We start from the raw sequence: 14,181 nt of genomic DNA, 5'->3' as shown, positions 1-14,181 counted from the left end.
AAAAGGCTGCCAATAATAGGCAGACCTGTAACATGCTTTTCTTCTTTTGCCACGAAGTTTCTCTGCGACTATATATAAAGCACGAACGATCAGCAGCGTCCGCCAAAAGTCAGGCTTTAGCCTTCATCTGCGTATTGATCTTTAAATTCATTTACTATTTTTGCAGCATCTTCTTTAAATGTTTCTGATTCTCCCTAAAAAGCTTGCAGTGTAATGTTCCTTTAGCCATTCATAGGGAATCGATTGATATTGTTGGAATGGTGTCTGTTTCCACAAAGACACTGATTGGCGCTGTTTGGGGAACAGGACCTGCTGTTTAAGGAGGAACCTCGATTTCTTCAAGCTGTATTCCGTCCTGATGAATCTCCATGTCCTGCTTCATTACTAATTCAATGTTTTCATTCATAAAAAACGAAGCGGAAAAGCATCAAGCCTATCCAGAACAAGGGTATCAAACGTTTTATCAAAAAAATCACCCGAAAATAAAAGCGGATGAAATTGTTGGACTTGGTATTTCTGATGAAAGTACAAATGGCTGAGATATACATAAAAGATAAAAAGCCTTTCTATAACTTCATTGTCTCGCTCACCAACCATCCTCCTTTTGTTATGCCGAAAGACTATCAATATTTAAATCTTCCAAAAAGGTTTGAAGGTACGAATACAGGTCATTATTTGCAGTCTACAAAATACTTTGACGATACAATTGGTCTATTTATCGAAGATCTGAAAAAGAAAAACCTGTGGGACGATACAATCTTTTTTGTATATGGCGATCACTATGGACCGCTGCCAATGGATAAAGATGAAATCAATAAACTGCTTGGTGTGGATTTTAATGAAAAAGAACAATTCAATATCCCGCTTATCATTCATCATCCCGGGCAAATAGAGGGTGCAGTCAATGAAGTAACTGCCAGCCAGATGGACAACTTTCCAACAATCACGTCTTTGCTTGGAATCGACCAGAAGCTGATTCAGTTTGGGAAACCTCTTGATGCAGATCATGAGGGCTTTGCAGGATTTGCTTACGAAGCAACGCGTTATTCGTTTTACTCTGATAACTATGACTACATCGCTTCTCATGATGGCGTTTTTTCATCTGGTAAATTTATTGATAATAAAACCAAAAAGCAGACAGGAATTGAAGCTTGCAGAGAAAACTATAAAACGTTATATAAAGATATAGAATTATCAACGATGTTTTTGGAAAATGATTTAATCAGCAAATTATATTAATCTTTTGAATCAGCTGCTTTATTCTAACGAATAGAGCGGCTTTTTTTCTTGTAGAGAAAAGTCAAATACCCGATAATTATTTTAAAGAGGAAATAGAGGGTGAGGTTTGACTTTTGAATCCATATGTTAAATATGCGTTGCATCAAATTGAAGTGGCAATTGACACTATTATTAAAATCATAGAAACGCTGGAAGAAAGTGATTTGATGAAAAGACCGACAGCTGACAAGCATTCCATCGGAGAGCTGCTCAAACATATTGCAATGATCTGTCATGCAGATCTGCTGATTTCTGAAGGAGCAAGCGGGGAAGAGATGGCCGGCTTTTATTCTTCTGCAGCTTTAAATAACCTTCACGACATAAAAGAAGCATTGATTAAGAATCACGTTATTTTATCAGAACGGTTCAGTCAATTTAATGAAAAAGAACTTCATCAGGAAATGACCTCTTATTGGGGAACCGTTTATACCCGGTTTGAATGGCTTTTAGAAATGGCCGTTCATTTGTATCATCATCGAGGCCAGCTGCATGCGATGCTTGTGCATTGTTATAAAAAAGATCCCGGGGTTATGATGTTTGAATAGGAGACTGATCGTTTTTTAAGCTGAAGGAAGAGTAAAAATGAAGCAACAAAACTTGGGTTTGTTTGACTGAAAAGAGCTGATCAGCGGCAATTTGAAATCAAAATGTTGTCTGCAAAAATGAATGAAAAAAGGAGTTATATTTATTTCACGGTAATTCGGAAAGTTAAGAGGACCGTTTGCATGAAATGTGAGATTTGGAAAGGAAAGTAGATGCAATAAATTCAAACTCCAAGTCGTCCATATTGCATTGTGCATTATGATAATCCGGGATTTCAAAGATGTTTATAGAAAAAAAGAAAGAGAAGGATTTCATTAGCCTCGGATATAAGAACAGAATTGGAAGTCATAATTTTTAAACCCATTCAGTATCTTGAAATGATGTAGGATTACACATGAGGAACTAAAGTTTACAGAGTATCATACAAAAATCAGGAGGTACCAACAATCATGGCAAAAAGTGTTTCAAAAGGCCGCCTGTTGACTGCTTGGGTGATGAGCGGACTGGTTATCATGTTTATGTTACTTGACAGTATTATGAAATTTGTTAAGCCTGCTCAAGTTGTTGAAGGGACCCTTTCGCTTGGTTTTGAGGAGCATCACATTTTTATCATTGGCTTGCTTGGGCTACTATCTACGATTCTGTATCTTGTACCGCGGACTTCTTTCTTGGGGGCAGTGCTCCTGACCGGCTATTATGGAGGCGTCATCGTCACACATTTGCGATTGGATGCCCCGCTCTTTTCTCATACATTGTTTCCTGTATATTTAGCTGTTTTAGCATGGGGAGGCTTATGGCTGCGGGATGAAACCGTACGCAGTCTATTTCCGTTTAGGAAACAGCTTTCAGCTGACAAAAAGATTCAATCACATATTTAAATGTATGAAAAAACCTGATCAGCAGCTGCTGATCAGGTTTTTTCATTTCCCGCTTTTAAGAGTTTTTACGAAAGGAATGAAAATTTTTTTTAGTATATCCTGTAATCCGTTCATCATAATCTGGATAGTCGTAACTTAAATTATGTGCAACTAATTTGGAATATTTTCTAAAAAGATCATAGCAATCAAATAAAGATTGCCACATATTTTCGTAACTATTCTCTGCATACGTATTAAGCAATTTTTCCCAGTCGTTTATGTCTAAATATTTTTGAATATACTTATAGTTCTTTCCAACACTTAAAGAGAAATCAGTTTCGATCCCAATATTCCAAGCCATCATTCGTAAGAGGTTAGGTCTAGCTATGTCATTTAAATGATCAATTGCAAAAAGGATTTCATTTCGTGCTAAACCTTTAACAACATACGTTGACACCATCCAAAATTCATTGCAGCAATCATCAAATTCTCCAGCTGAAGGTTTTTTTATGTGATATTTTTCATTATTAGGATCCATTTTTTTATTTATCTCTGAATCCTTATCCAACAATAATTTTACCAAGCCGTCACTTTCTGATAAATACTGTTCCAGCTCATCAATTGGGATAAGAGTTAAATCGATTTTATGTTCATCTGCAAATAACATCAAATAGGAAAACCAATTGCCAAGTTCCGGTGGGAAAAGTTCCATATCTTCCGGCTTTTGCATCATGATTCTTTTGCCAAATTGATTTAACCATTCATCGCTGGATTTAAAAGAATCAATATCCGTTACAAAATAGGAAATATCAAAGTCTTGAAATTTGTCTCTTGGTACATTTTTATTGGCTCTGGAACCCTCTAGAGTTACTAAACGGATTCTTTTATCATTTTTGGCAACATCAAGAATTAATTTCATCATTTCGCTTTCGCTTCTCAATTTTGTTTCCTCCAAAAACTAACTATTTTATTGTAAAGTATAGCAAAGGTGGTTTTTATTAGACCATACTAAGGTTGAAGAATGCACTCATTTTTAATAAGGATAGAATAGGGGACCAAAGTGAATGCTATACCATTTTAGTGAAGATCCTTCTATTGATCTTTTTAAACCGCGGCAATCTGCCTCTTTTTCAAACCTTCGTCCAGTTGTCTGGGCCATTGATCAGGAGCATGCGCTTCATTATTATTTTCCGCGGGATTGTCCAAGAGTTATATATTGGAAGGGTGAGCAAACGAAGGAAGAGGATTCAGCCAGATTCTTTGGTGAGACTAGTACAGATAAGATTATTGTGATTGAAAGCTCATGGCTTGAACGGATCCGAAGCACAAATTTATACGTTTATACATTTAAGCCGGAATCATTTGAGTTGTTTGAAGAAGCGAAAACGGCAGGATACTATATTTCTTTTGAAGAAGTTGTGCCGCTGAACGTTGAGCCTGCAGGCGATTTATTGGAGAAGATTGTGAAGGCAAACGCTGAACTTAGGTTTACTCCAGACCTATATCCAATCAGGAATCGTGTTCTTTCATCATCCTTGAATTTTTCAATTATTCGTTTTCGAAATGCCGCAAGAATGAAAGAAGGGTGAATCAGCAGTTCACCCTTCTCCTTATTAACTGCTGGATTTTGCTGCTTGAAAAATATCCTGATAGGCTGTGCTTGGATCAGCAAACCAGCCGGCAATTCGATCGGCTTTTGCCTGTTCACCGGAACCTTGAAGGATTTGTTCGATAACATGCTCAGGCATCGGCATTGTCATCGCATTTGTCCATTCTGTCACTTGCTTGACTAATGGTTTGGTTCTATTCCAATATGACTCCCCGAGCTGTGAATTCCAAGGTTCATCTTTAAACTCAATCAACGTCTCATACAGTTTTTCTGCGCAATAAGAAGAAAGATTGCAGCCTTGTCCTGTAATCGGATCATTCAAAAACACGCTGTCTCCGCATCCGACTGCTAATTTATTTTGTATAATTGTATACGGTTTTCGAATAACGGGTGTGATCGCTGTTTGCAGAAAGCCCTTTTCGTCATTTAGAGCAAAGCTTTCCTCTACTATACGGCTTGCGATTTCCGGGAAAAAGGTTTGTAAAACCGTCCGTATTTTTAACGTGAATTCGTCTGATGAGCGAATCGCTTTGAAAATATCTAGACTCTTTTCCTGAATTGCCATAATAAACAAGATTGTCACTGGACCCTGGTCTGTTAATGCAGGTATTTCAAACATTTCTCCTTCCCCCGGGAGAATAGTGACATTAATTCCTTGAGGTGTAAGCGGCTTTATGCCTCTAAAGTATCCAACGATGCATTTTCTTTGAGGTGTCTGGAATGGTGAAAAATCTTTTTCTATAGGAAAGGGAAAAAGCGGCCCTTTTTTGCCTGTACAGTCAATAATCAAGTCAAATTCTTCTATTAATTCATTGAGATTCTCTTTATTTATTTTTTTAAAAAGAACAGGGACCTTTCTCTCTTTTAGTTCCTCTAAACAATGTGAAAAATAGAAGCGCTGATCAACAGATAGTGCGGGTTCAGCCAGCATTCCAGCAAACAGTTTTTGCTGACCAATGGTCATATGGATGCTTTTAATTCGTGTATGCTCACTCCATTTTGGCATAGAAAAACGTCTTTCTCTTTCAAGTGTCGAGCCGAAATGTACTTGTGTTGACTGAATTCTGCCATTTCTGATCTGTTCTGCTGTGCGATGGGAGATCACCGTCACATCAAACTCCTTTTTAAGAGCATATGCTAAATGGAGACCAGCTGTCCCGGTCCCAACAATACAAATCCGGCGTTTCATATCTATCACTCCCCAAAATCATAATTGAAATTCATATAGTGAATTTTACCATTTTTAAACCTCTATCACATTCTTCTATAGTAGGATTTTACATAGGTGTTATTGGTTGGAGAAATAAAGGCTAACAAGTATTTATCCCGTAATCTTACCTGTTAAAAACAAATTCGATTTTATGCAAGTGCAGCTAAAAAAGTGATTTACATAAATTTCAAATCATTCTATAATTTTATAGTTACATAGAAGCAGCTGATTCTGAATGGGGGAATTATAGGGTGATTGAAGTTAGAGATTTAAAAAAGGAATATAAGCTGGTTAAACGGGATCCGGGTCTTAGAGGCGCGATGAAATCTCTTTTTAAACGGACGTATATGACGAAGACAGCTGTAAAAGGGGTCAATTTTAAGATTGAAAAAGGCGAAATGATCGGCTATATCGGCGCGAATGGAGCAGGGAAGTCAACCACGATAAAAATGCTGACAGGAATCCTGACGCCTTCTTCAGGTGAAGTAAAGGTAGGAGGAATTGTTCCTTACAAAAACAGAAAACAAAATGCAAAACAGATTGGAGCGGTATTCGGACAGAGGACACAGCTGTTTTGGGATATTCCGGTTTCAGAGTCATTTGATTTGTTGAAGCACATTTATGAAGTTCCAGAAGAGCAGTATCAGGAGACACTGGGGCTATTTACAGAGGTTCTGCAGCTTGGACCGCTGCTGTCAATTCCAGTTAGACAGCTTTCTTTGGGGCAAAAAATGAGATGTGAGCTTGCTGCTGCGTTTTTGCACAGACCCGATGTTGTTTATTTGGATGAACCGACCATTGGTCTTGATGTTGCAGTTAAAGTGAGAATCCGTAAATTTATTAAAGAAATGAATGCGCGCTTTGGAACGACTGTGTTGCTTACAACCCATGATATGCAGGACATTGAAGAGATCTGCAATCGGATTATTATCATTGATAATGGAACGATTTTATATGATGGAGATTTGCATGCAATTAAAGACAAGTTTGCAGCAAAAAGAGAAATCCATTTTGAGATCAAAATTGTGCAATCGTTTTCATTCCCGCTGTCTATAAGAGACCGCGCTGAAATGAGTGTGATTGATGAAGAACAGCAGCAGAAAGTCATTTTGGCTTTTTCACAAAAACAAATATCCGCGTCTGAAGTGATTTCTGCCGTTCTTGCTGAAAATGAAATTATCGATCTTTCGTTATATGATCCAAAGATTGAGACGATTGTTGAAGAAATTTATAACCGCGGACTATAGGGGGTGTGAGTGTTGAAAAAATACTTGATGTTCGCGAAATCCCAAATGCAGATAAATGCAGCTTATTCTGCATGGTATTGGGCCGGAACAATCTCATCTGTCATGCGTCTGATGATTATGTTTTATTTCTGGCATGCCGTATATGAAGGCAAGGACACCATTCAAAATTTAACGCTGCAGGAGATGCTTACTTATATCGTTGTTGCGATGTTCATTCAGGGATACGTATCAGGTGTAGGAAATGAGCTTGCACAAGAAATCAGACATGGAAATATCGCCATTGAACTAATGAGGCCTTATGATGTGATTTTTAAGCTTATTTTTATGGACTTTGGAGGGAAAATCACTCACTTATTCAGAGAAACCCTTCCGCTGATGGTTATTGCATTTATCTTTATACATATTGCTTTGCCGGCTTCGCCTGAAGCTGCGATTTTATTTGTGATCAGTGCCGGTCTTGGCATTTGGATTGGAACGTTTTTTGATTTAATGATCGGGATTATCGCATTTTGGACAGTAAATGTATGGGGGCTTCGAGTATTGAAGGAGGGAGTCATAACCTTTTTCTCAGGAGCGCTTGTCCCAATTACCCTTTTTCCAGGATGGCTTGAGACAATCAGCTCCTTCTTGCCATTTCAGGCGATGGTTTTCACACCTGTCTCTATTTATACAGGGATTATTGATGGGCAAGCGGCGTATATTGCAGTGCTGATCCAGCTCGGATGGTGCCTGGGCATGTTTCTTGTCATGAAGCTGATTTGGGCTCAGGCAATCAAAAAGGTAACGATATTTGGCGGGTAAGGGAGTGAATTTATGCTGAAACGCTACGCAAAGCTATATTATATTTTTGCTAAAAACCATGTAAAAGTAATGATGGAATACAGAGTGGATTTTTTTATCGGTGTGATCAGTGTTATGCTGCAGCAGTTTGCGAGCATCTTCTTTGTAAAAGTTGTCTTTGATCATATCGAGCAAATCAACGGCTGGACATTTTATGAAATCTTATTTATTTATGGCATCGCAGCTGCGGGAAGATCGCTGCATCATATTTTCTTTGACAATTTATGGACGCTTGGATGGCAGTATGTCCGTCCGGGGCAAATGGACCGGCTGCTGATAAGGCCAATCAACCCGCTGTTTCATGTGTGTGCTGACAGGCTGCAGCAGGATGGTATCGGACAGCTTTTTATCGGCATCATTATATTGTCAACGGCCTTTCCGCATTTAGACCTTGCATTTGGGGTAATGGACTGGATCATGCTTGTTGTGATGATCATCTCAAGCGGATTGATCTTCATCGCCATCAATTTATTCTTTGCCACTTTTTCATTTTGGATGGTCGATAGTCTTCCTGTTGTCTATGCGGTTTTTAATTTAAGTGAATTTGCTAAGTACCCGCTTACGATTTATAACAAAACCATTCGTGTATTCCTGACGTGGATCATTCCTTACGGGTTTACCGCCTTTTATCCGGCAGCGTGGTTTTTGGACGGGAATGGGTACTCATTTGTCGGTGCGGTCTCGCCTCTGGTTGGAGCGGGGAGCATAACACTTGCTTATGTATTTTGGCTTTATGGCTTAAAGGCATATGCTAGTACGGGAACTTAATGGGAAGAAAGAGCTGACTTTGAGGTCAGTTTTTTTTTGCAGCGGTTATCGGCATAGATTATGTGAAATTGCCTCAAACTAAATAGAAAAACGGAGTGGCATGAATGTACGAATACTTTCAGCACGACCCCAAGCTTGAAAATTTCCGTCTATTTTCAGCAGAACACATATGGACATTGGTTTTAATCCTGTTTTTGACTTCCCTTTTATTTATTTTTAAGAAAAAAGTTAAAGTAACGAGACACCCCGTGCGTATTGCACTGGCAGTTATTCTTTTTCTTTCCATGTTTGTGCAACAGCTGTGGCTAATATCAGAAGGGGCATGGGCACCCCAATCTTCACTGCCCCTTCACCTTAGTGATATTACTGTCATTCTGGCCATTATCATGCTCATTGCAAAAAGCACCAGACTGTTTCAATTTCTGTATTACGCAGGAATTGCAAGTTCCATTCAGGCCATTCTCACACCCGACCTTGGAGAGTATTCTTTTCCGCATTTCCAGTATATCGTTTTCTTTCTGTCACATGGAGGAGTGATCATTGCATGCTTGTTTATGATACTGGCCTATCACTTTTTGCCAACATGGCGCTCATTATGGGCTTCAGTGCTGATTGTCAATGTTTATGCCGGATGTATTTATCTTTTAAATAAAGGGATTGGCTCAAATTATCTCTACATCATGAAAAAACCTGAAAATGCTTCATTTTTAGATTTTCTTGGGGCTTGGCCGTGGTATTTGCTTTGGATGGAGGTCTTTATGATTGCGAGTTTTCTCTTTTTATACGGGTGTATTAAATTGAAGCAATTACGTTTTGATTAGATGAAAGTTTGTTGTAGGAATGCTGGGGAGCTGGATAGTGCCAATATAAAAATATCTGGGGAAAACTGAAGAGGAGTGTGCATTTGGCATTTGGATATAAAGCGATTGGCGATTTACTTGCTGAAACGAGTAAAATACTTTCCAGATTACATCTTTTACTGGCCGGATTTGGTAAAATACTTGCCTATTTATAGGAAATACTTTCTTTTTTCCAGATGCCTCCCAGCTGAAGGTGCGAAAGTTCGCTATTATCATTAAGGAGCCTGCGTCATTGTCCAACTGGACCTCCTGATTCCTCAATCAAAAGAAATCCCCCAAAAAGTCAAACGCTGACTTTCTGGGGGAATTGTTGTAAGCCATATCTGGGCTAACCAGTCGGCTCCGCAACTCGTTATTGTCCAGCTCCATCGCCTAACTCCTCGGAAAGATCGGCTCCGCTATAAAAGTCAAACCCAGACTTTTATGGCGGAGCCTTTTCTGTTTGTCGGAGCTAACCAGGCGATTCCGCATTTCCCTATCATTTATGCGTTTTATTCGGCTTTTTCTTGCCCGGGTTACCTTTGCCCTGGTGCTGTCTGTTCTGCTCGTCCTTTTGCTGTTTTTCATGTAAGTCTTCAACGTAATTAGATGTGTTTTCCATAAAATATGACCTCCTAAAATGACTTCATATTCTTACTATCTCCAGGTGTCCTGAAAAAATGAGTCAATCATTTAAATGAAGCCAAATTGTCTATTATTTTAGAAAATCCTTTGCTGATTTGCCTATTACGTATTCAGGTTTTACAGCATATACTATTCTAACTTTTATGAATCGCGGCAGAGGAGGATCTTTTAGTGAACAAAAAAATTCCAAAGTATAAAGTCGGTGATACTGTCGTGATTGTTATGTACAGTACGGTTGGAACGGTTACAAACGTTCATCAAATCGATCAGCATTATCTATATGAAGTGAATCACAGCGAGATTTTATACTTCGAAAACGCGATCCAGCTTTACTCAGAATACACCGGAAAAGTCATTGATTCCGAAAAAATAGAAATTGAATTTCAGTACCATATTGGAGATATTGTACAAGTAAAGGGCTACGAAGAAGTATTGTTCAAGGTAGTCGGTTTTCGTACAGAAATCTGGAGATATACAGAGGATGGCTGGGAAGATATTATCTATGAGCTCATGCGCATCAACGACGGGGAATGGCTTGAAGCATCCGAGGAAGAGCTTGTATTCGTTATTGGGAAAAAACAGGCAGGAACATTCGTTCAGCAGCTGAGCCTGATGCATATTGTTTCTCCAGAAAGTAAAGCGATGGAACAGCTCCTTGCCAAAGAAAAGCTGACAAAGCAAGAACCCGCCGCCCGCAAAGTAAAACGAAGCAAAAAGGATATTGTTGATGAACTTCTTGATATATACAATGATTATTTGTCATTATACGATATGTTTGGTGATCCTGAGTATAAAGAAATGATGGATTTTATAATCGATAGTTTAAGCAAGTATACAAAGGATCATTAAGAAAACAGTGAAACCAGCAAGTAAATAAAATACGGCACACACCCGAAGAGCATAGCCCCCTGAAGGATCTTAATCGTTTGTTCAAGCAGTTGATCAAAACCTGCTCCGTCTATAAATTGCAGCACGATATTTTCTTCTTCTTTTTTTGAAACCGCTTGTAAGTTCTTCATTTCAGGTCATCTCCTCTTTGGCTTGTCCATTTACTTAAATGGTATGCAGGCATGGACAGATTATGAACAATAAAATTTATCGAAAGCTTATTCATTCCAGACATAGTTTTGAAAATTGGGACATATAAACAATTACTAAGGGGGCGATGTTGTGAAAGAAATTGAAGTTATTATTGATACAGAAGAAATGGCAGAATTCTTTTACAATGAGCTGACGAAAAGGGGATACATTCCCTCAGAACTCGAACTGGATACAATAGCAGATATCGCATTCGATTATTTACTCGAAAAATGCATAATTGATGAAGATTTGGAAGACATAGAATAAACGACGAGGATTCTCGTCGTTTTTTATTGGCATCATGTCAAAATATTTTCTTTGCAATCAAATGGAGGGAGCTCATTTTCAGCAAATTCATTTTTACATTCTTTGTTATGTCTTTATAGGTGCCTGTGTGCGGAAAAGCATCAAAATCTGAAATTAAATCTATATTCAAAAGCCAATCGCTGTATCTGTGAAAAGTATGATGAACATCTTCCCATGCATCCAGCAGCTTCGGGCTCTGGAATTTTTGCTTCTCATTAGCAGCTGAGAAGAGGTGTGGCCAATAGTCACTTCTTGAGCCAGTATGCGGGGAATGCTTTGAAAATAACATTGCCTCATTGAAGACGGCTGGATGAAAAAGAGTTTGATAAAGGATCTTTCCTATTTTGATTCTTGCTTCAGGCTTAATAAAGTTATCTACTTCCATTCCTGCAAGGGAATATTTTTTATCATAAAAGTGCTTTTTGTATGGAAAGACAACATTCGTCAGTCCGCATTTTTCCTGCAGGGCATAAGGGAATGTTTTTAAGATGCCGGACGATTTTGACAGCAGCTGATTCTTCACATAATGCTGCTCGTTTGTAATTAAGACAAGCGTAAGCACGTCAGAGCGTCTCTTTATAAAAAATATCTCCCAGATTGGCATCATAAATCGCGAAACATTTAAAGCGGGCAATAAATGAAAAAGCGGTCTGCCGAAAAAAAGACTTTTTTCGTATAGCATCAGCTGCGGATAGGCATCATGGAAAATAAGAGCGTTTGCCGTTTCAAGAAATTGAAAAAGAGCGATAATCTCTTTTTCTGGATGACCGACAATGCCATTTTTCAAATCAGTCATGCTGTAGCCCCCGTTTCTTGACACCATATGGGCAAGAAAAGACCAGTGAATTTCAGGGTGCTTTAAATAAAAAGCTATATAGGCTTCCGTTCTTGTCAGGTTGTTCCTGTTCAACTCGGCAGTCTGAGCCCTTATGTCCAAAACAGCAAGTCTTTCTTCTCCATAAAGTACTAGGGGACTTTTCAAATCCAAAGAGTTTGACAAAGTTTTTTCCAGGTTTAATTTTTCCGTATTGGGTAAAAGGACAGGTAATGCTTTCTTCTTAAAAAGCGGGAGGATATTCATATAGCCAGCTCCTATATCCGTGCCTCCTACTTACATATGAAAAAGCTGAAACTTTTGTTCTTATGAAACGTAGTAAATAAAGAAAGAAAGAATGAGGGATCTATATGTTAAAAAAACTGATCAATTCATTTTTAGGGAAAAAATCACATCACAGATACAGCAGCAGCGACCGCAGTAATAGACATTATGGAAATCCCGCTAAGTATGGCCACAAGCATTATAAGCGGAAATCTGGATCAAGCCGTTTTTCAAGATCCTACAGCAGTTAATGGTTAACCTGTTATTAAAATATGGGGAAAGGCCGTTAAAATCAGGTAAAACGATTAACAGCAAATACCTCATAAAAAAAGTGCTGGGTATGGGAGGCTATGGCATTACATATCTTACCGAAGATATTCATTGTAGGACTGCTGTCGTAAAGCAGCTTAGAGCTTATAAAGCGCGTACCAGTAAAGGGCTGCTTTCGTTCATGCGGGAAGCTGACATTCAGTCAAGCATGCGCAATTCTGCCTTTCCCGATTTTTACGAATCATTTCAATGGGAAAAGAACCACTTTATTTCAATGGAGTATATAGAAGGCGAGACATTCGAGGATTTAATATTTATTAAAAAAGAAGCTTATGGAGAGAAGGAATCCTTTCATATATTGTTGAAAGTATTAAAGGCAGTAAAGATTCTTCATCAAAATGGAATTGTTCACAGGGATTTAAGAATACCGAACATTCTCATGAAAAATCAGTCCATTCATATTATTGATTTTGGATTAGCCAGAAGACTGAAGGATTCTTATGAAATATGCAAATCTGAAACAAAATACTCCGAAAAAAAGATTCTTTTCAGAGAGGTTTCCTATCAGAGCGATTTTTTTGCTTTGGGACATTTCGTGCTTTTTTTATTGTATTCAGGCTATGTTCCTTCTTCAAGAAAGAGCAGAAGCTGGGAAGATGAACTTGAATTATCATCGTTTGCTAAAGAAATTATAAAACGGATGCTCAAGCTTCTAAAGCCATATGATTCTATTGATGAGCTTATAGTGGAAGTATTGAAGTGTGCGGATGGGAGAGAACAGAATGTCATTTTTTAATAAGATTCTTTCAAGTGTAGGGATTGGTGCAGCTAAAGTGGATGCGCGATTAGCTTCTGATAAAATTGTTTTGGGAGAAGAGCTGAAAGGGATCATTCACGTCCAAGGCGGAAACATCGAACAGCAGATCGATGAAATCTACCTTTCTCTGCAAACAACTTATTTAAAAGAATCAGATGATAAAAAATATCATCAGTCTGCAACCATTACAAAGGTGAAAATTAATGAACCATTTGTAATCATGGCAAATGAAATAAAAGAAATTCCATTTGCTTTTCCATTGCCTGCTGACACACCAATCACCCTCGGCTCATCAAAGGTTTGGCTAGAAACCGGGCTTGATATTAAAGGAGCAGTTGACCCGAGTGACAAAGACATTTTAGTTGTGGAAGCACCGCCGCTCGTGCAAACAATTTTCTCCGCACTAAGGGACCTTGGCTTTAACCTGAGAAAAGTAGAAAACGAGGCAGCTCCGTATCATTTGAGGAAAAGGCTTCCTTTCATTCAGGAATTTGAGTTCTATCCAACCGCAGGTCCATTCCGCGGCAAGCTCGATGAACTGGAAGTCGTCATTTCAAATGTAAGCCATCACGGAGTTGAGCTGCTGCTCGAAGTAGATCGCCGGGCAAGGGGACTCGGAGGCTTTTTATCTGAGGCCCTCGAAATGGATGAATCCCTGTTAAAAGTTATGATTACTCAGCAAGATCAGGCATCTATCAGAAGAACGCTTGAAAATGTCATACAGCGGTATAGTTAATCAAGGTGACAGCAGTGAAGAGTTTATCACTGCTGTT

18 protein-coding genes are annotated in these 14,181 nt (G+C 38.6%); 13 read left to right on the top strand and 5 right to left on the bottom strand.

Translation table 11 applies throughout. The features are described 5' to 3' along the window. Window positions 1–501: 501 nt before the first annotated feature. From LIT25_14515 to LIT25_14505, 3 genes are all read left to right on the top strand, one after another. Window positions 502–1,239, top strand: coding sequence for a sulfatase-like hydrolase/transferase (locus tag LIT25_14515; protein USK31866.1), 738 nt, complete (start codon window positions 502–504; stop codon window positions 1,237–1,239). A 113-nt stretch (window positions 1,240–1,352) separates the two neighbouring features. Further along, a complete protein-coding gene (locus tag LIT25_14510; protein USK31865.1) occupies window positions 1,353–1,823 on the top strand; it encodes a DinB family protein in 471 nt (156 codons plus the stop codon). A gap of 447 nt (window positions 1,824–2,270) precedes the next feature. Continuing rightward, window positions 2,271–2,699 (top strand): DoxX family protein, encoded by a 429-nt coding sequence (locus LIT25_14505; protein ID USK31864.1) that lies wholly within the window; start codon window positions 2,271–2,273, stop codon window positions 2,697–2,699. 55 nt (window positions 2,700–2,754) lie between these two features. Here the strand turns inward: LIT25_14505 and ant(6) are convergent, their stop codons facing one another. Further along, window positions 2,755–3,618 carry an aminoglycoside 6-adenylyltransferase gene (gene ant(6), locus LIT25_14500; GenBank protein ID USK31863.1) on the bottom strand — a complete coding sequence of 288 codons (864 nt, stop codon included), beginning with the start codon at window positions 3,616–3,618 and terminating at the stop codon, window positions 2,755–2,757. A gap of 124 nt (window positions 3,619–3,742) precedes the next feature. Here ant(6) and LIT25_14495 point away from each other — a divergent pair, with 124 nt between their 5' ends. Next, window positions 3,743–4,267, top strand: coding sequence for a hypothetical protein (locus LIT25_14495; protein USK31862.1), 525 nt, complete (start codon window positions 3,743–3,745; stop codon window positions 4,265–4,267). Window positions 4,268–4,291: 24 nt separating this feature from the next. Here LIT25_14495 and LIT25_14490 read toward each other — a convergent pair whose 3' ends face one another. After that, window positions 4,292–5,476, bottom strand: coding sequence for a styrene monooxygenase (locus tag LIT25_14490; GenBank protein USK31861.1), 1,185 nt, complete (start codon window positions 5,474–5,476; stop codon window positions 4,292–4,294). Window positions 5,477–5,748: 272 nt separating this feature from the next. On the opposite strand from LIT25_14490, the gene LIT25_14485 reads away from it, so the two are divergent. From LIT25_14485 to LIT25_14470, 4 genes are all read left to right on the top strand, one after another. Beyond that, window positions 5,749–6,744 (top strand): ATP-binding cassette domain-containing protein, encoded by a 996-nt coding sequence (locus LIT25_14485; GenBank protein ID USK31860.1) that lies wholly within the window; start codon window positions 5,749–5,751, stop codon window positions 6,742–6,744. 12 nt (window positions 6,745–6,756) lie between these two features. Beyond that, entirely contained in the window at window positions 6,757–7,545 is a 789-nt protein-coding gene (locus LIT25_14480; GenBank protein ID USK31859.1) for an ABC-2 family transporter protein, read from the top strand. A gap of 12 nt (window positions 7,546–7,557) precedes the next feature. Then, window positions 7,558–8,352 carry an ABC-2 family transporter protein gene (locus LIT25_14475; protein USK31858.1) on the top strand — a complete coding sequence of 265 codons (795 nt, stop codon included), beginning with the start codon at window positions 7,558–7,560 and terminating at the stop codon, window positions 8,350–8,352. Between the two features lie 104 nt (window positions 8,353–8,456). Further along, complete coding sequence (locus LIT25_14470) at window positions 8,457–9,173, top strand: TIGR02206 family membrane protein (protein USK31857.1); 717 nt, start codon at window positions 8,457–8,459, stop codon at window positions 9,171–9,173. 517 nt (window positions 9,174–9,690) lie between these two features. Here LIT25_14470 and LIT25_14465 read toward each other — a convergent pair. Continuing rightward, complete coding sequence (locus LIT25_14465) at window positions 9,691–9,813, bottom strand: DUF4023 domain-containing protein (protein ID USK31856.1); 123 nt, start codon at window positions 9,811–9,813, stop codon at window positions 9,691–9,693. A gap of 194 nt (window positions 9,814–10,007) precedes the next feature. Here LIT25_14465 and LIT25_14460 point away from each other — a divergent pair, with 194 nt between their 5' ends. Next, a complete protein-coding gene (locus LIT25_14460; protein ID USK31855.1) occupies window positions 10,008–10,685 on the top strand; it encodes a hypothetical protein in 678 nt (225 codons plus the stop codon). Here LIT25_14460 and LIT25_14455 read toward each other — a convergent pair. Next, window positions 10,682–10,855, bottom strand: a complete 174-nt coding sequence (locus LIT25_14455; GenBank protein ID USK31854.1) for a hypothetical protein — start codon at window positions 10,853–10,855, stop codon at window positions 10,682–10,684. The two genes, LIT25_14460 and LIT25_14455, sit on opposite strands and share 4 nt — an antisense overlap. A 151-nt stretch (window positions 10,856–11,006) precedes the next feature. On the opposite strand from LIT25_14455, the gene LIT25_14450 reads away from it, so the two are divergent. Then, window positions 11,007–11,183, top strand: coding sequence for a YozD family protein (locus tag LIT25_14450; protein USK31853.1), 177 nt, complete (start codon window positions 11,007–11,009; stop codon window positions 11,181–11,183). 37 nt (window positions 11,184–11,220) lie between these two features. On the opposite strand, the gene LIT25_14445 is transcribed toward LIT25_14450, so the two are convergent. Next, the gene (locus tag LIT25_14445; protein USK31852.1) at window positions 11,221–12,303 is read right to left on the bottom strand and encodes a DUF2515 domain-containing protein; all 1,083 of its coding nucleotides are present in this window, start codon (window positions 12,301–12,303) and stop codon (window positions 11,221–11,223) included. Window positions 12,304–12,407: 104 nt separating this feature from the next. Between LIT25_14445 and LIT25_14440 the strand changes: the two genes are divergently transcribed. From LIT25_14440 to LIT25_14430, 3 genes are read left to right on the top strand one after another with little or no spacing between them, the layout of a single operon-like run. Next, the gene (locus tag LIT25_14440) at window positions 12,408–12,572 is read left to right on the top strand and encodes a hypothetical protein (protein ID USK31851.1); all 165 of its coding nucleotides are present in this window, start codon (window positions 12,408–12,410) and stop codon (window positions 12,570–12,572) included. After that, entirely contained in the window at window positions 12,572–13,387 is an 816-nt protein-coding gene (locus tag LIT25_14435) for a protein kinase (GenBank protein ID USK31850.1), read from the top strand. The genes LIT25_14440 and LIT25_14435 overlap by 1 nt, the downstream gene beginning before the upstream one ends. Next, window positions 13,374–14,144 carry a sporulation protein gene (locus tag LIT25_14430; GenBank protein ID USK31849.1) on the top strand — a complete coding sequence of 257 codons (771 nt, stop codon included), beginning with the start codon at window positions 13,374–13,376 and terminating at the stop codon, window positions 14,142–14,144. The genes LIT25_14435 and LIT25_14430 overlap by 14 nt, the downstream gene beginning before the upstream one ends. Window positions 14,145–14,181: the final 37 nt, after the last annotated feature.

The sequence above is a fragment of the Bacillus sp. F19 genome (assembly GCA_023823795.1).
Taxonomy (GTDB): domain Bacteria; phylum Bacillota; class Bacilli; order Bacillales; family Bacillaceae; genus Bacillus_P.
The sequence above is the reverse complement of the archived record's forward strand: the minus strand, read 5'-3'. Positions and strand labels throughout refer to the sequence as shown.

Coding starts and splice junctions, on each gene's coding strand:
- LIT25_14495 (USK31862.1), top strand. CDS start 3,743: ATGCTATACCATTTTAGTGAAGATCCTTCTATTGATCTTTTTAAACCG.
- LIT25_14435 (USK31850.1), top strand. CDS start 12,572: ATGGTTAACCTGTTATTAAAATATGGGGAAAGGCCGTTAAAATCAGGT.
- LIT25_14490 (USK31861.1), bottom strand. CDS start 5,476: ATGAAACGCCGGATTTGTATTGTTGGGACCGGGACAGCTGGTCTCCAT.
- LIT25_14470 (USK31857.1), top strand. CDS start 8,457: ATGTACGAATACTTTCAGCACGACCCCAAGCTTGAAAATTTCCGTCTA.
- LIT25_14455 (USK31854.1), bottom strand. CDS start 10,855: ATGAAGAACTTACAAGCGGTTTCAAAAAAAGAAGAAGAAAATATCGTG.
- LIT25_14445 (USK31852.1), bottom strand. CDS start 12,303: ATGAATATCCTCCCGCTTTTTAAGAAGAAAGCATTACCTGTCCTTTTA.
- LIT25_14465 (USK31856.1), bottom strand. CDS start 9,813: ATGGAAAACACATCTAATTACGTTGAAGACTTACATGAAAAACAGCAA.
- LIT25_14440 (USK31851.1), top strand. CDS start 12,408: ATGTTAAAAAAACTGATCAATTCATTTTTAGGGAAAAAATCACATCAC.
- LIT25_14505 (USK31864.1), top strand. CDS start 2,271: ATGGCAAAAAGTGTTTCAAAAGGCCGCCTGTTGACTGCTTGGGTGATG.
- LIT25_14430 (USK31849.1), top strand. CDS start 13,374: ATGTCATTTTTTAATAAGATTCTTTCAAGTGTAGGGATTGGTGCAGCT.
- LIT25_14475 (USK31858.1), top strand. CDS start 7,558: ATGCTGAAACGCTACGCAAAGCTATATTATATTTTTGCTAAAAACCAT.